At 67.4% G+C, this 18,240-nt stretch carries 19 protein-coding genes; 7 read left to right on the forward strand and 12 right to left on the reverse strand.

Translation table 11 applies throughout. The features are described from left to right. Window positions 1-37: 37 nt before the first annotated feature. On the reverse strand, window positions 38-1,207 hold the full coding sequence (locus K0O64_RS22565) for an NAD(P)-dependent malic enzyme (RefSeq protein ID WP_071949574.1): 1,170 nt from the start codon (window positions 1,205-1,207) through the stop codon (window positions 38-40). 137 nt (window positions 1,208-1,344) lie between these two features. On the opposite strand from K0O64_RS22565, the gene corA reads away from it, so the two are divergent. Next, window positions 1,345-2,451, forward strand: a complete 1,107-nt coding sequence (gene corA, locus K0O64_RS22570; protein ID WP_096312104.1) for a magnesium/cobalt transporter CorA — start codon at window positions 1,345-1,347, stop codon at window positions 2,449-2,451. A 3-nt stretch (window positions 2,452-2,454) separates the two neighbouring features. On the opposite strand, the gene K0O64_RS22575 is transcribed toward corA, so the two are convergent. The 6 genes from K0O64_RS22575 to K0O64_RS22600 form a co-directional block, all read right to left on the reverse strand. Beyond that, window positions 2,455-3,051, reverse strand: a complete 597-nt coding sequence (locus tag K0O64_RS22575) for a suppressor of fused domain protein (RefSeq protein ID WP_096312105.1) — start codon at window positions 3,049-3,051, stop codon at window positions 2,455-2,457. Further along, a complete protein-coding gene (locus K0O64_RS22580; RefSeq protein ID WP_096312106.1) occupies window positions 3,048-4,220 on the reverse strand; it encodes an ABC transporter ATP-binding protein in 1,173 nt (390 codons plus the stop codon). The genes K0O64_RS22575 and K0O64_RS22580 overlap by 4 nt, the downstream gene beginning before the upstream one ends. An 11-nt stretch (window positions 4,221-4,231) precedes the next feature. Next, entirely contained in the window at window positions 4,232-5,068 is an 837-nt protein-coding gene (locus K0O64_RS22585) for a carbohydrate ABC transporter permease (RefSeq protein ID WP_096312107.1), read from the reverse strand. Continuing rightward, window positions 5,068-5,988, reverse strand: a complete 921-nt coding sequence (locus K0O64_RS22590; protein WP_096312108.1) for a carbohydrate ABC transporter permease — start codon at window positions 5,986-5,988, stop codon at window positions 5,068-5,070. The genes K0O64_RS22585 and K0O64_RS22590 overlap by 1 nt, the downstream gene beginning before the upstream one ends. Next, on the reverse strand, window positions 5,985-7,397 hold the full coding sequence (locus K0O64_RS22595) for an ABC transporter substrate-binding protein (RefSeq protein WP_096312109.1): 1,413 nt from the start codon (window positions 7,395-7,397) through the stop codon (window positions 5,985-5,987). The genes K0O64_RS22590 and K0O64_RS22595 overlap by 4 nt, the downstream gene beginning before the upstream one ends. 168 nt (window positions 7,398-7,565) lie before the next feature. After that, window positions 7,566-8,084 carry a general stress protein gene (locus K0O64_RS22600; protein ID WP_096312110.1) on the reverse strand — a complete coding sequence of 173 codons (519 nt, stop codon included), beginning with the start codon at window positions 8,082-8,084 and terminating at the stop codon, window positions 7,566-7,568. Between the two features lie 152 nt (window positions 8,085-8,236). Here K0O64_RS22600 and K0O64_RS22605 point away from each other — a divergent pair, with 152 nt between their 5' ends. After that, window positions 8,237-8,860, forward strand: a complete 624-nt coding sequence (locus K0O64_RS22605) for a DUF4190 domain-containing protein (RefSeq protein ID WP_096312111.1) — start codon at window positions 8,237-8,239, stop codon at window positions 8,858-8,860. Between the two features lie 4 nt (window positions 8,861-8,864). Beyond that, window positions 8,865-9,338 carry a DUF4190 domain-containing protein gene (locus tag K0O64_RS22610; protein WP_071949565.1) on the forward strand — a complete coding sequence of 158 codons (474 nt, stop codon included), beginning with the start codon at window positions 8,865-8,867 and terminating at the stop codon, window positions 9,336-9,338. Here the strand turns inward: K0O64_RS22610 and K0O64_RS22615 are convergent. After that, window positions 9,335-10,303 (reverse strand): HpcH/HpaI aldolase/citrate lyase family protein, encoded by a 969-nt coding sequence (locus tag K0O64_RS22615; RefSeq protein ID WP_096312112.1) that lies wholly within the window; start codon window positions 10,301-10,303, stop codon window positions 9,335-9,337. The genes K0O64_RS22610 and K0O64_RS22615 overlap by 4 nt on opposite strands. 24 nt (window positions 10,304-10,327) lie before the next feature. Here K0O64_RS22615 and K0O64_RS22620 point away from each other — a divergent pair, with 24 nt between their 5' ends. From K0O64_RS22620 to K0O64_RS22635, 4 genes are all read left to right on the forward strand, one after another. Continuing rightward, complete coding sequence (locus K0O64_RS22620; RefSeq protein WP_096312113.1) at window positions 10,328-11,635, forward strand: magnesium transporter MgtE N-terminal domain-containing protein; 1,308 nt, start codon at window positions 10,328-10,330, stop codon at window positions 11,633-11,635. Further along, on the forward strand, window positions 11,632-12,186 hold the full coding sequence (locus K0O64_RS22625; RefSeq protein WP_096312114.1) for a DUF1003 domain-containing protein: 555 nt from the start codon (window positions 11,632-11,634) through the stop codon (window positions 12,184-12,186). Before K0O64_RS22620 ends, K0O64_RS22625 begins: the two co-directional genes overlap by 4 nt. A gap of 115 nt (window positions 12,187-12,301) precedes the next feature. Beyond that, on the forward strand, window positions 12,302-13,495 hold the full coding sequence (locus tag K0O64_RS22630; RefSeq protein WP_096312115.1) for a lytic transglycosylase domain-containing protein: 1,194 nt from the start codon (window positions 12,302-12,304) through the stop codon (window positions 13,493-13,495). Between the two features lie 29 nt (window positions 13,496-13,524). Further along, a complete protein-coding gene (locus tag K0O64_RS22635) occupies window positions 13,525-14,664 on the forward strand; it encodes an Mrp/NBP35 family ATP-binding protein (protein WP_096312116.1) in 1,140 nt (379 codons plus the stop codon). Window positions 14,665-14,736: 72 nt separating this feature from the next. Here K0O64_RS22635 and tatB read toward each other — a convergent pair whose 3' ends face one another. The 4 genes from tatB to sigE all read right to left on the reverse strand — a co-directional run bounded on the left by tatB (window position 14,737) and on the right by sigE (window position 18,063). Further along, entirely contained in the window at window positions 14,737-15,135 is a 399-nt protein-coding gene (gene tatB / locus K0O64_RS22640; protein ID WP_071949559.1) for a Sec-independent protein translocase protein TatB, read from the reverse strand. Window positions 15,136-15,139: 4 nt separating this feature from the next. Next, a complete protein-coding gene (htrA, locus tag K0O64_RS22645) occupies window positions 15,140-16,633 on the reverse strand; it encodes a serine protease HtrA (protein WP_071949558.1) in 1,494 nt (497 codons plus the stop codon). Between the two features lie 79 nt (window positions 16,634-16,712). Next, window positions 16,713-17,147, reverse strand: a complete 435-nt coding sequence (rseA, locus tag K0O64_RS22650) for an anti-sigma E factor RseA (protein ID WP_071949557.1) — start codon at window positions 17,145-17,147, stop codon at window positions 16,713-16,715. A gap of 142 nt (window positions 17,148-17,289) precedes the next feature. Continuing rightward, window positions 17,290-18,063: an RNA polymerase sigma factor SigE gene (gene sigE / locus K0O64_RS22655; protein ID WP_071949556.1), complete on the reverse strand. Its 774-nt coding sequence runs from the start codon at window positions 18,061-18,063 to the stop codon at window positions 17,290-17,292. Window positions 18,064-18,240: the final 177 nt, after the last annotated feature.

The following is an 18,240-nucleotide window of genomic DNA, read 5'->3' on the forward strand; positions in this document are numbered from 1 at the left end:
CAGCCGCCGAAACACCGTCGGCCTCAACAGGTTTCGATCAGGCTTCGGATGCCGCTGCCACCGCCGCGGCCACCGCGGGGCCAACCCGCGGGTCCAGCGGACTCGGCACGATGTGGTCGGCCGCCAGGTCGTCCCCGACCACCGAGAAGATCGCCTCAGCCGCTGCGACTTTCATTTTCTCGGTGATGCGCCGTGCGCCGGCGTCCAGCGCACCCCGGAACACACCGGGGAAGGCCAGAACGTTGTTGATCTGGTTCGGGAAGTCGCTGCGCCCGGTGGCCACGACCGCGGCGTGCTTGCGGGCCGCGTCCGGGTGGATCTCCGGATCCGGGTTGGACATCGCGAACACGATGCCGCCCGGCGTCATCGTCGCGATCAACTCCTCGGGCACCAGGCCCGCCGAGACCCCCATGAACGCGTCGGCGCCATTGAGCGCCTCGGCGATCCCCCCGGTGAGTCCGCGCGGGTTCGTCCGCGCGGCCAGATCCGCCTTGACCGAGTTCATATCGGTGCGGCCGGTTTGCAGGATGCCCTGGCTGTCGAGCACGGTGATGTCGGTGATGCCCGCGGCAAGCAGGATGTTCGTGCACGCGACACCCGCGGCACCCGCACCCGACATCACGACCTTCAGCGAGTGCATGTCGCGATCCAGGTGCTTGGTGGCGCCCATCAGCGCGGCGAGCACGACGATCGCGGTGCCGTGCTGGTCATCGTGCATGACGGGGCAGTCCAGTGCCTCGATCAGACGTCGCTCGATCTCGAAGCACCGCGGCGCGGAGATGTCCTCCAGGTTCACCGCGCCGAAGGTCGGGCGCAGCCGGATGATCGTCTCGACGATCTCGTCGGGGTCCTTGGTGTCCAGCACGATCGGGATGGAATCCAGCCCGCCGAAGGTCTTGAACAGCGCGGACTTGCCCTCCATCACCGGAAGCGACGCCGCGGGACCGATATCGCCGAGGCCGAGGACCGCGGTGCCGTCGCTGATCACCGCAACCAGGCGGTTCGACCAGGTGTACTTCTTGGCCAAGGTGTGGTCGGAGGCGATCGCGCGGCTGACCTGGGCTACGCCCGGGGTGTAGGCGATCGACAGGGCGCGCTGGGTGTCCAGCGGGGCCTTCAGCTCGACGGACAGCTTCCCGCCGACGTGAGCGGCGAAGATCTCTTCGTCGTCGATAACGACGCGGGGGGTACTCACTGTTTCGGACACGGCGTCAGGGTACTCGCCCCCGAAACCTCACCGACCAGGGTCGACCTGCCGTGAACTACGCCGGGAAGCCTACTGGCGCGTAACATTTCTGCGGGGCCCGTCAGGGCCCTGCCTGCCGCTTGAGGGGAGGTCGGATCATGCCGTCGTTTCGCGCTCGACCACAGGCACTGCTGGGAGGGAACCGCTCCCGACCCACTTCCCCCGTCGATGCCAAGCGCATCCACGTCCCCGTCGCACGGGCGATGGTCGATTGCGCCATCTATGTCGACGGCAACCGGCTGGCCGGTAAGTACACCCACGCGGCCGCGTTGGAAAAGGTCCGCGAATTGCAAGCCGGCGGCCAGAAGGCGTTCGTCTGGATCGGGCTGCACGAACCCGACGAGCATCAGATGCAGGCGGTGGCCGAGGTGTTCGGCCTGCATCCGCTGGCCGTCGAAGATGCCGTGCACGCCCACCAGCGTCCCAAGGTGGAGCGCTACGACGACACCCTGTTCCTGGTCCTCAAGACGGTGACCTACGTGCCGCACGAGTCGGTGGCATTGGCCCGCGAGATCGTCGAGACCGGCGAGATCATGGTGTTCGTCGGATCCGACTTCGTTGTGACGGTGCGCCACGGCGATCACACCGGGCTGGCGGGCCTGCGCAAGCACCTGGAGGAGGAGCACCAGCACCTGTCGCTGGGTCCGTACGCGGTCATGCACGCCATCGCCGATCACGTCGTGGACACCTATCGTGACGTCAGCGAGCTGATGGAAAGCGACATCGACGCCATCGAATCGGAGACGTTCTCCCCGCTGAAGAAAACCGACATCGAGCCGATCTATCTGCTCAAGCGCGAAGTCGTCGAATTGCGAAGGGCGGTATCACCGCTCACCGTCGCGCTGGCACGCTTCAACCCCGAGTTCAAGGACTTGATGACCAAAGAGGTGTTGCGCTACATGCGCGACGTCCTCGATCACCAGACCCAGGCCGCCGACCGCATCGCCTCCTACGACGAGATGTTGTCGTCGCTGGTGCAGGCCGCCCTGGCCAAGGTCGGCATGCAGCAGAACGTCGACATGCGCAAGATCTCGGCGTGGGTCGCGATCGCGGCGGTGCCGACGATGATCGCGGGTATCTACGGCATGAATTTCGAGCACATGCCCGAGTTGTCCTGGACGTGGGGCTATCCCGCGGTGCTGCTGCTGATGGTGACGGTGTGCGCGTTCCTCTACCACAACTTCCGCCGCAACCACTGGCTGTAGCGCTCAACCAGGTTGTGCCGCACGACGATTCGGGTCGGTTACGTCGACTCCGTCGTCGAGCCACGCCTGACGCATGGCTTCGGCACCCTTGAGCCGCACCCAGGCGGCCTCATTCTGGGTGAGCGGTGTCGCGGTCAGGAAATGCACCGGGTCGCGCGGCGCCTCTAGCGGAAGATCAGGAAGGGCCGAATCACCAAGCAGCACAGCGGTGAACGCCGCACCCTCCCACAACGGCGCGGACAGGTCGATCAGCGCGTCGGCGACCAGCACCACGCCCTCGACGGCGGGCGTCGCCGCCACGACGGCCAGGCTGCGCGCCAGCCCCGGGGTCGGCGCGGTGGCGCGCAGGGTCAGCACGACCTCGGCCCGCGGGCCGTGCACCGGGTCCGCCACACCAGACGACGCCTCGCTCATCGGATGACGCGAACACCCCAGCGTCACATAGTGAGCCACGCCGTTCGGGTCGGGCCCGAACCGCAGTACCTCCATGCGTTCCAGCCCCAGGAACGTCACGCTGGCCGAGTCCGGTTCGGCGTCGATTCCGGCGGCGACGAAATGCCCGCGCACATGGGCGCGGACCGCATCCAGGGGCTGACTCACTGAGCAGGCGGAATGGTGAGGTTCACTCCGCTGTCGGCGTCGAAGATGTGCAACTTGGTGGTGTCGAACGCCAGCTCGATCGACTGCCGGATGGCCGCCTTGGAATCGGCGGAAAGCCGTGCCACGAACTCGTTCTCACCCGCACCCGACTCGGCGGCCAGTTCGGCCAGCTGCGCCGCCTTGGCTCCGTCACCGGAGGTCTTGAAGTAGACGTACTTGTCGGCACCCAGCGACTCGACCAGGTCGACGGTCACCTCGAAGGTGTGCGCCTGAATGCGCTCGTAGGCATCCAGCAGCGCGGCGTCCTCGAAATGCTCGGGTCGGATGCCGGCAATGACGTTGGCGGCCTTGGGATGCTGGCCCAAGATGTCTTGGACCTCCTGGCTCAGCGTCACCTCGCCGAACGGCAACCGCAGGCTCATGCCCTCGAGCACCGCCGGGAAGAAGTTCATCGCCGGCGAGCCGATGAAGCCGGCGACGAACAGGTTCGCCGGCCGCTCGTAAAGCTCGCTCGGGGTGCCGATTTGCTGGGCCTCACCGCCGCGCAGCACCACAACCCGGTCCCCCAGCGTCATCGCCTCGGTCTGGTCGTGCGTGACGTACACGGTGGTGGTACCGAGCCGGTTCTGCAGCCGGGCGATCTCACCACGCATTTGCACACGCAGCTTGGCGTCGAGATTCGACAGCGGCTCGTCCATCAGGAACGCCTTGGGTTGGCGCACGATCGCGCGCCCCATTGCCACCCGCTGCCGCTGGCCGCCGGACAGCTGCGATGGCTTGCGGTCCAGAAGTTCGGTCAGGTCAAGGATTTTCGCGGTCTCTTCAACCTTCTGGGCGATCTCGGCCTTCTTCAGCTTGGCCAGCGTGAGCGGGAAGGCGATGTTCTGCCGGACGGTCATATGCGGGTAGAGCGCATACGACTGGAACACCATCGCGATATCGCGGTCGCGGGGCGCTTTCTCGTTGACGCGGTCACCGCCGATGCGCAGCTCTCCGGAGCTGATGTCCTCAAGGCCGGCGATCATGTTGAGCGTGGTCGACTTACCGCAGCCGGACGGCCCGACCAGGATGACGAACTCGCCGTCGGCGATCGTCAGGCTCAGGTCTTTGACGGCGACTGCGCCGTCCGGATAATTCTTGCTGACATGGTCCAGGACTATCTCGGCCATCGAAAACCTCGCTACCCCTTCACCGCGCCGGAGGTCAGCCCGGCGACGATCCGTCGTTGGAAGATCAGGACGAACACGATGATCGGAACCGTGATCACCATCGCGCCTGCGGCGATCGATCCGGTCGGCTCCTCGAATTGCGAACTGCCGGTGAAGTTCGCGACGGCCACCGGCGCGGTGATCGCGGCGTTGGTCGCGGTCAACGACAGCGCCAGCAGCAGGTCGTTCCACGCGAAGATGAACACCAGGATGGCCGCGGTCACGATGCCCGGCGCGGCCAGCGGCGCGATCACCCGGCGAAACGCCTGCGCCGGTGTCGCGCCGTCCATCCTGGCGGCCTTCTCCAGATCCCAGGGGATCTCGCGAAAGAACGCCGACAGCGTGTAGATCGCCAGCGGCAGCGCGAACGTGATGTACGGGATGATCAGACCAGGCCAGGTGTCGAATAGGCCGAGCCGGCGCTCGATGTTGAACAGCGGTGTCACCAGAGAGATCTGGGGGAACATCGCGATCAGCAGGGCGGCACCGATCAGGGCTTTCTTACCGGTGAACTCCAGCCGGGCAACCGCGTAGGCGGCCATTCCGCCGATCACCACCGCGATCACGGTGGTGATCAGCCCGATACCGATCGAGTTGATCAACGCCGAGCTGAACGCATCACCGCTGAAGATGCCCTTGTAGTTGTCGAACGTGATCTGCGACGGAATGAGCTTGCCGTCCTTGACCGTTGACGTGGGTTTGAGCGACAGGCTCAGGATCCACAGCACCGGGAAGAGCGCGTAGATCACCACGAGTGCATCGATGACAACCCAGCTCACCGCCCGCCGGGTGCCAACCCGCTCAGACATCAGCGCACCTCGTTGTCCGTGCCCGGCGCCGAGGCGCCGAACAGCTTGATGTAGATGAATGCGATGACGGCCACCGAGAGAAATACCAGCACGCTGATCGCCGAGCCGAGGCCGATGTTGAAGGCCTTGAACAGGTTGTCGTAGCCCAGGATCGACACCGAGGCGGTGTCATTGGCACCGCCGGTCAGCACGTAGATGTTGTCGAAGATGCGGAAGGCGTCCAGCGTGCGGAACACCAGCGCCACCAGGATCGCCGGTTTGATCAACGGCAGCGTCACCTTGACCAGCCGCGTCCACGGGCCCGCGCCGTCGACCTCGGCGGCCTTGAGCAGATCCTCGGGCACCAGCGCCAGACCGGCCAGCAGCAGCAGTGCCATGAACGGGGTGGTCTTCCACACCTCCGCCAGGATGATGATCGCCAGCGACGGAATCTGTTGTGTCAGAGGCGCACTGCCGTCGGGCAGCAGATTCGCGAGGTAGCCGGTGCCCGGAGTCCAGGCGTAGTACCAGCTGTAGGACGCCGCGACGGTGACGATGCCGTACGGGATCAGGATCGCGGTGCGCACCAACCCCTTGCCGAAGATGGTGCGGTGCATGACAAGTGCGAGCGCCATGCCGAGCACGAACTCGATTGCCACCGAGACCACCGTGATGACCACGGTGATGACGAACGCCGTCCACCAGTACCGGTCGGTCAGGATGGTCTGATAGTTCTCCAACCAGATGAACTTCGTGTCGGCCGGGCTGGCGAGGTTGTAGCGCTGCAGACTCAGCCACAGCGCGTACACGATCGGATAGGCCGTCACCGCGAGCATGAGGATGACGGCCGGAGTGATCAGCAGGTAGGCGAGCTTTCGCTGGGACCGGCGATCGTCGCTGCGGGCCGCAGCATTGGCCGGAGTGCGGGCGGGGGCGGTCACGGGATCAACCCCTGTCCGTCGATCGCTTTCTGCACCTGCTCGGCCAGTTCGTCCGCGGTCTTGTCCGGGTCGATCTGCGTGATCGGAGCCAGCGTGGCCGAAATGCGGGTCGACACCGCCTGATAGTTCGGTGTTGCCGGGCGGACGGCCGCGGTGGTCAGCTGATCGCGGATGATCGCGTACTGCGGGTACTTCTGCTGGAACGCCGGATCGGAGTACAGCGAGGCACGCACCGCGGGTAGACCGCCCTCGATCGAGGTGTACTTCTGGTTCTCCAGATTCCGGATGCAGCGGACGGCCTCGAACGCCTCGGCCGGGTGTCGGGTGGTCTTGGCCACGGCGAGGTTCAGGCCGCCGAGAGTGACGCGGGTGGGCTGGCCCGGGATCACTCCCGGATACGGGGCGAACCCGAACACTTCTTTGGACGCGTCGAAGGCGACGGTGAACTGGTCGTCGGTCGGCGAGAACGTTCCGGCGTCGTTGATGCTGCCGCTTAGTTCCGGCTTGTCGTTGAGAGGCAGGAACGGCACCCCGCCCTTGACGGCGTTCTCCAGCATCGAGGCGAACACGAAGGGCCAGTTGACCTCCAGGGCCGCCTTGCCCTGTTCCAGGGCCAGCCGCGCGGTGCCCTCGTCGGTCTGGGTGACCGACGGGTCGGCGCCGGGCGCGGTCGCCACGGCTTTGATGATCTGCAGCGCCTTGACCGTCGCCGCCCGGTGCTCAGGAGTGTCAGTCAGCGTGACCCGCTTGCCGTCATCGGAAAGCACCTGTCCGCCAGCGCTTTCCAGCAAAGTGTTGAACCAGACGACCAGGCCTTCGTACTGTTTGGCCTGCACCGCGATCCAGCTGGGCTTGCCCTCGGCGTGCAAGCGGGTGGCCTCGGCCACCATCCCATCCCAGGTGTCCGGTGGTGGCGCCACCAAATCTGCTCGGTACCAGAGTAATTGCGTGTTTGTAGTGACCGGTGCGGCATACAGCTTGTCCTGCCACTTCGCGGTTTCCAGCGGCCCGGGCAGGGTGTTGGTCGTCGCATCGGACTCGGCCTGTCCGGCCGGATCGTCGGACAACGGCAGCGCCCAGCCCGCTTCGGCGAACTCGGCGGTCCACACCACGTCGAGCGCCATCACGTCGAGCGTGCGGTCGTTTCCGGTCAGCCGGCGCGCCAGCTGCAGGCGTTGGTCGTCGGCGGCCTTGGGCAGGCTGCGCTGCTCGATGCGAAAGCGTCCGCCGAGTTCAGTGTTGCAGCGCTTGGCCACCGCGGTGAATGTCGCCGTCTCACTGGCCGGTGTGTAGAGGCTGACGACCAGACCCTGGTCGCCGGAGCTGCACGATGACACCAACGATGCGCACGTCAGAGCAGCGACCGCGGCCGCACCCACCCGCCGAGCGCGTGCGCCTGGGCAAGCCATCTCCCAACCGCCTCCCGTCTTCGCCCGCCTTCTCGATACGTGCGGCAACTGTTCGCGCTCGGCGCAGGCTGCATCACGGCAGGGCAATGCCCCGCGGCCAAACCGTAGAACTCCGGCGCGGTGATGTGCAACACTCCAGCGCCGGATGCGGCCAGATCGTGACCGCCGTTAAATTTTCAAGCGCGCCAGCATGTCCCGCGCCTTTTCGGCGCTCTGCGGATCGCACAACACGTCGTAACGGCCCGCCACCAATTGCATGGTTGAGCTGAAATCCCTTGTGCCCCGCGCCATTGCATACGGAACCGCCGACGTGATCAGACCGAAGATGACGCCGGCGACAACGCCGGTGATCAACGACGCCCACGGGTTGGGGCTGAAGAAGCCCAGCACCAGGCCGATGAAGATGCCGAGCCACGCCCCGGTGATCACGCCGCCGCCCAGCACTTTGGGCCACGTCAGCCGGCCGGTGACCCTCTCGACCTGCATCAGATCCACACCGACGATGGTCACCTGCTCCACCGGGAACTGCTCGTCGGACAGGTAGTCGACGGCCTTCTGGGCTTCGGCGTAGGTGGGATACGAGCCGATCGGCCACCCCTTGGGCGGGGTGGGCAGGCCAACCGGCCCGCGGCGTGACGCGGCGGCTGCGCCACCGGGGTTCTGACCGGGTGGGAAAGGGCTGGTCATATCTGCTCATTCTCCTGTCCTGCGCGGCGTTTGTCGCGTCGTGTTCACCCGCGCGAGGCGGGTGAGATACCTGATCAACGCGGTACCGCGGGCGTTGGTGCCCCACGGCAAGCCAGCCCCGCGCCACCTGCACATACGCTAGGTTGAACAGCATGACAGCTTCCGGCGGCGACTCCGGCGAAAAGCCGCAGAACTCGGGCGATCAGGGACCTTCCGAAGGGACCTACGAGGCCCCGCCCATCGAACAGAACCCGGCGTCACCCGGCTACGAGAGCACCCCCTCGGGGTACGAGCCCACGCCGCCGGCGTACCCGGGCTACGACGCGCCGGGGGCCTATCCGCCGCCGCCGGGCTACACCGCGCCCGGGTATCCGCCGCCCGGTTACGGCCCGCAGCCGGGCTACCCGCCGCCGTCACAGGGCGGGTACGGCGCGCCCGGTTATGCCGAGCAGCCGTCAGCGTTTCCGCCCCCGCCAGCCGGCGGGTACCCACCACCGCCGCCACCGCAGTACGGCGCCGCGCCCTATCAGGGCGGCTACGGCTACCCGGCCCCGCAGTCCGGCACCAACACATTGGCGATCTCGTCGCTGGTGGCCTCGGTCATCGGATTGTTGTGCGGGATCGGCTCAATCGTCGGGATCGTCTGCGGCATCCTCGCGCTCAACCAGATCAAGCGGACTCGCCAGGGCGGCTACGGCTTGGCCATCGCTGGGATCGTGGTGGGTGTGGCGACGCTCATCATCAGCATGATCTGGGCGATCTACGCCTGGCGCTGACCCGATGACCTACCCGCCTCACCCGGAGGGCACCCCGCCGCCGGCTGATCCATATGCCCCGGTGGACTATCCGGCGCATTACCCGCCGATGCCGCCGCCGATGTACCCGACGCCGTACCCGCAGCCGACCGGATACCCGGGCTACCCGTATCCGCCGCCCGCGTACCCCGGCTACCCCGTTCTCGGCGACCCGTACGACCCCTACCGTCCGATGAAGCCGCCGGGCACCAACGGCAAAGCCATCGCGGCATTGGTCACCTCGCTGGCAGGCCTGCTGTTCTGCGGGCTGCCTTCGATCGCGGGCATCATCCTCGGGATCGTCGCGATGCGCGAAACCAAGCGCACCGGGCAGGACGGCTTCGGGCTGGCGGTCGCCGGCGTGGCCATCGGGGCGGTGGTCATCGCGCTGATCGTGCTCTACATCGCGTTCGTGGTCGTCCTCGCCGCCAGCACGACGAACTCGCCCGGCACGTACTAGCTCGGCGGGGTGAACCGCTCGCCCTGGCGCGACATCCCGGCCGCCCGGCCCTTGCCTGCGACCACTAGTGCCATCTTGCGGCTGGCTTCGTCGAGCATCTCGTCGTCGAGCATCACCGCGCCACGAGAACCACCGGCCTTCGAGGTGTGCCACTCGTAAGCCTCGAGAATCAGCTCGGCACGGTCGTATTCGGCTTGGCGCGGACTGAAGATCTCATTGCCCGCCTCGATCTGATCTGGATGCAGCACCCATTTGCCGTCGTACCCCAGCGCCGCCGCCCGCCCGGCCACTCGCCGGAACGCGTCGACGTCGCGCACCTTCAGATACGGTCCGTCGATCGCAGCGATGCCGTGCGCGCGGGCCGCGACGAGGATCGTCATGAGCACGTGGTGATAGGCGTCGCCGACGTCGTAGCCCTCGGGCTGCTCCCCGACCACCAGGGTGCGCATATTGAGACTGGCCATCAGATCCGCCGGGCCGAGCACCAACGCCTGCACCCGCGGTGCGGCCGCGATCGCGTCGATGTTGGTCAGCCCCTTGGCATCTTCGATCTGGGCGTCGATGCCGATCCGCCCGAGCGGCAGACCGTGCGTCAGCTCGAGCTGGGTCAGCAACAGGTCGAGCGCGTGCACATGGCTGGCGTCGGTCACCTTGGGCAGCACGATGACATCGAGGTGCCCGTCGCGCGCGGACGCGACCTCGGACACCACGTCGATGACATCGGCATGCGTCCACGGTGTGGTCCAGTCGTTGACCCGAACCCCGCGCAACTGGCCGGCCCAGCCCGGGCTCGCCAACGCCGCACCGACCTGTTTGCGGGCCTGCGCCTTGGCATCTGGGGCGACCGCGTCCTCGAGGTCGAGGAACACCTCGTCGGCAGCCAATCCCTTGGCCTTCTCGATCATCTTGAGACTGCTGCCCGGAACTGACAGGCATGTTCTACGGGGTCGATAGGCGTTCTCCACGGTTACACTCCTACCCTTTCAGTCATGGCGTCGGTGAACAGGGTGTACGCGGCACGGCTGGCGGGGCTGGCCGTGCTGGGGCCGGACGGTGAATCGCTCGGCCGGGTTCGTGATGTCGTGGTCAGTATGAGCATTGTCCGTCAGCAGCCGCGAGTTCTCGGCCTGGTGGTCGAATTGCTCACTCGCCGAAGGATTTTCGTTCCGATTCTGCGGGTGACCGCGATCGAACCGAATGCCGTGACGCTCAACACCGGCAACGTGTCGCTGCGTCGTTTCGCGCAGCGCCCCGGCGAGGTTCTGGTACTCGGTCAGGTTCTCGACAGCCGAGTGCGGGTCAACGATCCCGAACTGCCGCAGATGGCCGGCGTCGACGTGATCGTCGTCGACCTGGGAATCGAGCAGATCCGCTCACGAGACTGGGTGGTCACCCGGGTGGCGGTGCGCAGCCACCGGCGGTTGGGCCGGCGCTCGACGATCCAGGTGGTGGATTGGCACAACGTGCAGGGGCTCACCCCGTCGGCACTGTCGATGCCCGGCCAGGGTGTGGCCCAGCTGCTGCACCAATTCGAAGGCCAGCGCCCCATCGAGGTGGCCGACGCGATCCGCGACCTGCCTGCCAAACGCCGCACCGAGGTGATCAACGCACTCGACGACGAGCGCCTGGCCGACGTCCTGCAGGAGCTGCCCGAGGACGACCAGACCGTCCTGCTGCTGCAGCTCGACACCGAGCGCGCCGCCGACGTGCTGGAGGCCATGGACCCCGATGACGCCGCCGACCTGCTGGGTGTGCTGAACCCGACCGAGGCCGAGGTGCTGCTGCGCCGGATGGACCCCGAGGATTCCGAGCCGGTGCGCCGACTGCTGAGCCACTCGCCGGACACCGCCGGCGGTCTGATGACCTCCGACCCGGTGGTGCTCGCCCCCGACACCACGGTCGCCGAGGCGCTGGCCCGGGTGCGTGACCCCGACCTGACGCCGGCGCTGGCGTCGCTGGTGTTCGTGGTGCGGCCGCCGACGGCCACCCCCACCGGCCGCTATCTGGGCTGCGTACACCTGCAGGCGCTGCTGCGCGAACCGCCCGCCAACCTGGTCAGCGGCATCGTCGACACCGACCTGCCGAGCTGCACTCCGAACACGTCGCTGGCTGGGGTGACGCGGTACTTCGCCGCCTATAACCTGGTCTGCGGTCCGGTGGTCGACGAGGAGAACCATCTGCTCGGCGCGGTCACCGTCGACGATGTGCTCGACCATCTGCTGCCCGACGACTGGCGGGAAAGCATGGAGGATCCGCAACTGTCCGACCGGGTGATCAGCGCAGAGGGGAAGACATGAGCGACCTGTCTGCGCGCCAACGCCTCGATACCCCCCGCTCGACGCGACGGCTGTCGTTCAACGTCGACCCCGAGGCCGTCGGCCGGTTCAGCGAATCGATCGCGCGCTTTCTCGGTACCGGGCGCTACCTGGCCTGGCAGACGATCATCGTCATCGTTTGGATCTGCCTGAATCTGTTCGCGGTGCGCTGGCAGTGGGACCCCTACCCGTTCATCCTGCTGAACCTGGCGTTCTCCACCCAGGCCGCCTACGCCGCGCCACTGATCCTGCTGGCGCAGAACCGGCAGGAGAACCGTGACAAGGTCGCCCTCGAGGAGGACCGGCGGCGGGCGCAGCAGACGAAAGCCGACACCGAGTTCCTGGCTCGCGAGCTGGCCTCGCTGCGGTTGGCGGTCGGCGAAGTGGCCACCCGCGACTACCTTCGCCGCGAGCTCGAGGAGGTGCGCGAGTTGCTGGAAGCGCTGCGCGCCGACACCGGCGGCAAGGCCAAGGACGGTTCCGACCGCAAGTCGAAGAAGAACAGGCCGCCGATCGAGGAGCCGAGTTCGTGACAAAGGTGACCATTGGATACCACTGAGGTCACGGATGTATGTATGGTGACTTGGTTCACACAGGCAGGCATCTTCTGAGGACGGGCGAGTGGGCATAGGAAACCGCGTCAGCCGGATGGTGCGGAAACCTGCGTTCGGAATTGCTGTGCTCACCCCGGTCGTGCTGGCCGGAGCGGTGAGCGCGTCCCCCGACCTTCCGCACGCGCCGGTCATCGGCAAAGAGGTCATGCCACTGGCCGCCGTGTCCCCGCAAGTCGACACCTCGGGCGCCACGGTCGTCGCTTTGACCAAGAAGCCCACCAGCTTTCACTTCGCCGCGGCCACCCCGTCGGCTCCGCCGCCGGCGATGGTCGTCAGGTCGATGGGTTCCATGCGCATCCCCTCGGTACCGCTGGCCGCCTACCGCAATGCCGAGCAGAAGATGGCCGTGGCCGCACCGGGCTGCGGGCTGAGCTGGAACCTGCTGGCCGGCATCGGACGCATCGAATCCATGCATGCCAACGGCGGCGCCACCGATGCTCGCGGCACGGCGATCAGCCCGATCTACGGCCCCACACTGGACGGCACCCTGTCCGGCAATGAGGTCATCGTGCAGACCGTCCAGGCCGGCCGCCCGGTGTATGCGCGCGCGATGGGCCCCATGCAGTTCCTGCCCGGCACCTGGTCGCGCTACGCCGCCGACGGCGACGGGGACGGCAAGGCCGACCCGCAGAACGTCTACGACGCGGCGTTGGGCGCCGCGCGCTACCTGTGCAGCGGTGGACTGAATCTGCGTGACCAGTCGCAGGTGCTGACGGCGATCCTGCGGTACAACAACTCGATGGCCTACGCCCAGAACGTGCTGGGCTGGGCCGCCGCCTACGCCACCGGCGTCGAGCCGATCAACCTGCCACCGATCGTCGGGCCGGCGCCTGCCCTCGGCGACGCCCACCTGGAGAACCCGGAAGGCTTGGGTCCGGGCCTGCCGCTCAACGCGATCGGGCTTCCGCCGACCGACCCGCTGGCGCAGCTCAACATCGCCAACACCGAGACCGCCGGCTCGCTGGCCCTCGGCCCGCTTCCCGGCCCGGCCACTGCGTTGCCGTCGGCGCCGTGCCAGGTGATCTGCCTGGGCTCGCAGGCCCCCCTGCCGGTGACGGCTGCGCCTCAGGCGGTTCCGGCTGCCCCGCCGGCGTGGCAGCCGCCGTGGATGGCACCGCCCCCGCCGCCCGCGCCCGCGCCCGAGCCCGTCGCCGAGGTGCCGGTTGCCGAGGTGCCGGTGGCACCCCTGCCCGCCGTGCACGGCGCGCTGCCGGGCCCGGCCAGCTAGGTCCGCCGCGCCGCCTAGACTCGGCGCTGATGTCCAAGAACGAACTGCAGACCCAGGTGCGCATCGCGCTGGGCAAAGTCATCGACCCTGAGCTGCGCAAGCCGATCACCGAGCTCAACATGGTGAAGAGCATCTCGGTCGCCGACGACGGCGCCGTGCACGTCGAGGTTTACCTCACCACCTCCGCCTGCCCGAAGAAGACCGAGATCACCGAGCGGGTGACCCAGGCCGTCGCCGACGTGCCGGGCACCGCGGCAGTGACCGTCGCCCTCGATGTGATGAACGACGAGCAGCGCACCGAACTGCGTAAGCAGCTGCGCGGTGACGCTGCCGAACCGGTGATCCCCTTCGCCCAGCCGGGCTCGTTGACCCGGGTCTACGCCGTCGCCTCCGGCAAGGGCGGCGTCGGCAAGTCCAGCGTGACGGTCAACCTGGCCGCGGCGCTGGCAGCCCGCGGTCTGTCCGTCGGTGTGCTCGACGCCGACATCTACGGCCACTCGGTGCCGCGAATGATGGGCACCGACGAACGGCCCACCCAGGTCGAGTCGATGATTCTGCCGCCGATCGCCCACGACGTGAAGGTCATCTCGATCGCCCAATTCACTCAGGGCAACGCCCCCGTCGTGTGGCGCGGGCCGATGCTGCACCGTGCGCTGCAGCAGTTCCTGGCCGACGTGTACTGGGGCGATCTCGACGTGCTGCTGCTGGACCTGCCGCCGGGCACGGGCGACGTCGCGATCTCGGTGGCGCAGCTGATTCCGGGCGCCGAAATCCTGGTCGTGACGACCCCGCAGCTGGCCGCCGCCGAGGTGGCCGAGCGCGCGGGTGCGATCGCCTTGCAGACGCGGCAGCGGATCGTCGGCGTGGTGGAGAACATGTCCGGGCTGCTGATGCCCGACGGCACGACGATGCAGATCTTCGGTGAAGGCGGCGGCCGCCAAGTCGCCGAAAGCCTCACCCGCTCCGTCGGCGCCGACGTGCCGCTGCTCGGTCAGGTGCCGCTGGATCCCGCACTCGTGGCGGCCGGTGATTCCGGTGTGCCGCTTGTGCTTTCAGCGCCCGACTCGGCGGCCGGTAAGGAATTGCGCGGGATCGCCGACAAGCTGGCCGCGCGACGCCGCGGGCTGGCCGGGATGTCGCTGGGCTTGGACACCACGCGTCACCTGTAGGTCGCGTTGAGTGAGTGGTGACGTCCGCGAATCAGCGTGCATGTCGAGCGCAGACGCTCAGTCGATGAGTCGCTAGGTCGCGTCGGCGTCGAACGGCGCCGGCGTGCCGGGCGGCAACGGCTCCGGCTTGGGCACCACCGCCTGCGGCGGCGGCGCGCTGTGCGGCTTCTCGGGTGCGGAGAAGGCCTCGCCGATCCACGAATCATCGCCGTCCAGAAGGTGTTTCGTCAGCGCGGCCCGCGGCGTCATACCGCGCAGCTTCTGCAGCTCGCTCAGCGGTTGACGCAGATCCTCGAACTCCGGCCCGAGATCCTCACGCAGCTGACTGGTCGCGCCGCTGATGTAATCACGGGCCTGCCGCAACGAATTCGACGTCCACCGGATGGCACCCGGCAGCCGTTCCGGGCCGAGAACCACCAGCCCGATGACGACCAGCACGAGCATCTCGCCCCAACCGACGTTGGCGAACATCGCGTCAGTTGTCCGGCGCGGGGTTCACCGTCAGCGTGACCTTGCGGCCGTCGCGGATGACCTCGATGGGGGCGTCCTGACCGATCTTGAGCTGACGGATCGCCACCGCGAATTCGTCGGCGTCGGCCACCGTGCGATTGCCGACCTTGACCACGATGTCGTTCTCGAGGATCCCGGCCTTCTCGGCGGGGCTGCCGGCCTTCACGTTGGCCACCTGGGCGCCCTGCGCAAGGTCGTTGCTGACCGAGCGTGCCGAGAGTCCGAGCGTCGGATGCGAGACCTTGCCGTTCTTGATCAGCGCCTCGACGGTCTCCTTGACCTCATTGACCGGGATCGCGAAGCCGAGGCCACTTGCACTGTCCGACAACGACTTTCCGGCCGTGTTGATGCCGATGACCTCGGAGTTCATGTTGATCAGCGGGCCACCGGAGTTGCCGTGGTTGATCGATGCGTCGGTCTGGATGGCGTCGATGACGGTGTCGGTGTCCGAACCCTCACCCGAGAGCGGGATGGGCCGGTGCAACGCGCTGATGATGCCGTGGGTGACGGTGCTGCGCAGACCCAGCGGGGCGCCGGCGGCGATCACTTCGTCACCGACGTGAACCTTGTCGGAGTCGCCGAACCGGGCCACCGTCAGGTTGTCGACGTTGTCCACCTTGAGTACGGCGAGGTCGGTCTTGGGGTCGCGGCCGACGAGGTTGGCCGGCACCGACTTGCCGTCGTTGAACACCACCGAGATCTTGAACTTGCTCGGGTTGTTCGCGGCGTCGGAGATCACGTGGTTGTTGGTGACGATGTAGCCGCGGCCGTCGACGACGACACCCGAACCCTGGGCACCTTCGTCGTCACTGACCGCCTCGATGGTGACGACGGAGTCGGCCACCGACGCGGCGACCTTGGCGAACCGGCCGGGCGGGACCTCGCCGGTGCTGTTGGTGGCCAGTGAGACCTTGGAGGTGGTGAATGCTTCGACGACCTCGGCCGTCTTGCGGCCCACCCAGCCGCCGGCAAAACCGATCAGCAGCGCGATGATGCCCAGCACGGCCAGCGAGACATAGGACACCCGCCCGCCGAACAGCACCTCGCGCACGCCGAGCTTGCCGGTGGGTCCGGCCGCGGCGACGGGAGCGGCCTGCTGCAGCGCAGGCGTGCCCAGCCCGGCCGCGGCACCCGGATCGCGCCAGGGGTCGTCGGGCTCGTCGTCGCCCTCCTGCTCGGCGTCGAGTGCACCGGCGTCGGCGGGATGGCGCTGCAGCGAGTCACCGCCCGGATAGGGGCGGCCGAACGCCTCCCCCAGCACCGGGTCGGGCACATGATCCTTGGGCTGGAATTCCACCTCGCCGCGGAACTTCGCGGGCCGCAGTTCCTCGGCGACGAATGATCCCTCGACACCCTGGGGACGTCCGAACGTGCGGGTGGCGGCCGGATCGACGGCAGGCCGCGAGACCGGGCGCGGCGCCAGGCGGGGGCTGCCGGAACTGTCCTGATTGGGGCTCAAGTTCAACCTCTATCCAAGCGCTCAGCGGCGAGCGCGCGCTATGGGACCGAGCACGTGCCTGCTCGACTTCACGTCCACCCTACCGGCGCTTACGCCGACTGCGATCCGTGCCGTCAGCTAACTGATCGGCGAGTCCCCCTCCGATGTCGCCGCCGCTGCGCGTCCGGCCCGGAGGCTGCTCGTGTTCGTCCGGCACCGCCTCCGGGATCTGCGACAACACCCCCAACAGGCTGCTCGGCATATTGATCGGCAGCGAATCCCGCAATGCTGTACGCGCCTGGGTTTGGCCCTCGACCTCGGCCGCGCACTCGGGGCACAGCGACAGATGGTGCGCCGCCCGCAGATACGACTTCATCCGCAGCTCACCGTCGACATAAGCAGCGATCGCTTCGATGGACAGATGCTCGGTCGAGCCGAATTGGCGTGGCGCCCCGATGGGCGCATCGCTCTGCGAAGCGAACTGGGAGGGCAACCAGGAGAATGCTCGCCGGAACATGTGTCCACGGTCGACCATCACTGCGCTCCTCTCGGGGTTCGCGTCGGCCGCGTCAGCTCACGCCGTTCTACCGCTGGCGCGGGGCCGCTAGATCGAATGTAGCGCGCGCAGCCCGCGACGACATGACATGACGGCCACAGTTTGGCCGCTACCCGCTCGTCTACGCCGATTCGGCGGTGAAGTCCGCCATCCCACGCTGGCCGGAATGAGCCGCCAGGTACTCGCGCAGCGCCTGCCGACCACGGTGGATACGGCTGCGCACGGTGCCCTGCTTGACGCCGAGCGTCGCACCGATCTCTTCGTAGGACAGACCTTCGATGTCGCATAGGACGACCGCGGCGCGGAACTCCGGCGCCAGCGAATCCAGTGCGGCCTGCAGGTCGGCACCCAGCCGCGAATCGTGATAGATCTGCTCGGGGTTGGGCTCGTCGGCCGGCACACGGTCGTAATCCTCGGGCAGCGCTTCCATGCGGATGCGGCCGCGACGGCGAACCATGTCGAGGAACAGGTTCGTGGTGATGCGGTGCAGCCAGCCCTCGAACGTGCCGGGCTGGTAGTTCTGCACAGAGCGGAACACCCTGATGAAGGTCTCCTGGGTGAGGTCCTCGGCGTCCTGCTGATTGCCCGACAGGCGATAGGCCAGCCGGTACACCCGGTCGGCGTGCTGACGCACCAGCTCGTCCCAGGACGGCATCGCCGTCCGGTCGCCGGTGGCGTCGAACACCGCGGTGCCCTGCAGTTCCTCGGACGGCTCAACCCACTCGGCTTCCCCATACTGCTCGGGGTGCGACATATGCGCCGGAGCCATCAATGTGGTGGTCGTCGGATCCTCCTGGTTGATCTGCGTTGACGGCTGAATGCCATCGACCGCATCAAGCCTGACAACGCGACCGTTGTCGGGCATATTCCCCGACCAGCGGGGGCTGTGTTCCATGCCCGCTACCGTTCCCCACACCCGTGGGGGAACGGTTTGAGCTAACTAAGGTTTGACTAAGAAATACTTTCGTTATCGTTTTGTGTCCAGCTCTTTCACTGCTGGACGGCGCGTCACCCTTGACGTCCGAGACGGACGCCGCGAACGCGGTGGCCAGGCGCCCGCAGTGTCCGGGCG

Origin of the sequence: Mycolicibacterium pallens (genome assembly GCF_019456675.1) — a bacterium.
Classification (GTDB): domain Bacteria; phylum Actinomycetota; class Actinomycetes; order Mycobacteriales; family Mycobacteriaceae; genus Mycobacterium; species Mycobacterium crocinum.

Excerpts from the sequence above, each read along its gene's own strand:
- corA (WP_096312104.1), top strand. The coding sequence starts at position 1,345 with ATGCCGTCGTTTCGCGCTCGACCACAGGCACTGCTGGGAGGGAACCGC.
- K0O64_RS22580 (WP_096312106.1), bottom strand. The coding sequence starts at position 4,220 with ATGGCCGAGATAGTCCTGGACCATGTCAGCAAGAATTATCCGGACGGC.
- K0O64_RS22585 (WP_096312107.1), bottom strand. The coding sequence starts at position 5,068 with ATGTCTGAGCGGGTTGGCACCCGGCGGGCGGTGAGCTGGGTTGTCATC.
- K0O64_RS22595 (WP_096312109.1), bottom strand. The coding sequence starts at position 7,397 with ATGGCTTGCCCAGGCGCACGCGCTCGGCGGGTGGGTGCGGCCGCGGTC.
- K0O64_RS22600 (WP_096312110.1), bottom strand. The coding sequence starts at position 8,084 with ATGACCAGCCCTTTCCCACCCGGTCAGAACCCCGGTGGCGCAGCCGCC.
- K0O64_RS22605 (WP_096312111.1), top strand. The coding sequence starts at position 8,237 with ATGACAGCTTCCGGCGGCGACTCCGGCGAAAAGCCGCAGAACTCGGGC.
- K0O64_RS22610 (WP_071949565.1), top strand. The coding sequence starts at position 8,865 with ATGACCTACCCGCCTCACCCGGAGGGCACCCCGCCGCCGGCTGATCCA.
- K0O64_RS22620 (WP_096312113.1), top strand. The coding sequence starts at position 10,328 with ATGGCGTCGGTGAACAGGGTGTACGCGGCACGGCTGGCGGGGCTGGCC.
- K0O64_RS22625 (WP_096312114.1), top strand. The coding sequence starts at position 11,632 with ATGAGCGACCTGTCTGCGCGCCAACGCCTCGATACCCCCCGCTCGACG.
- K0O64_RS22630 (WP_096312115.1), top strand. The coding sequence starts at position 12,302 with ATGGTGCGGAAACCTGCGTTCGGAATTGCTGTGCTCACCCCGGTCGTG.
- K0O64_RS22635 (WP_096312116.1), top strand. The coding sequence starts at position 13,525 with ATGTCCAAGAACGAACTGCAGACCCAGGTGCGCATCGCGCTGGGCAAA.
- tatB (WP_071949559.1), bottom strand. The coding sequence starts at position 15,135 with ATGTTCGCCAACGTCGGTTGGGGCGAGATGCTCGTGCTGGTCGTCATC.
- rseA (WP_071949557.1), bottom strand. The coding sequence starts at position 17,147 with ATGGTCGACCGTGGACACATGTTCCGGCGAGCATTCTCCTGGTTGCCC.
- sigE (WP_071949556.1), bottom strand. The coding sequence starts at position 18,063 with ATGGAACACAGCCCCCGCTGGTCGGGGAATATGCCCGACAACGGTCGC.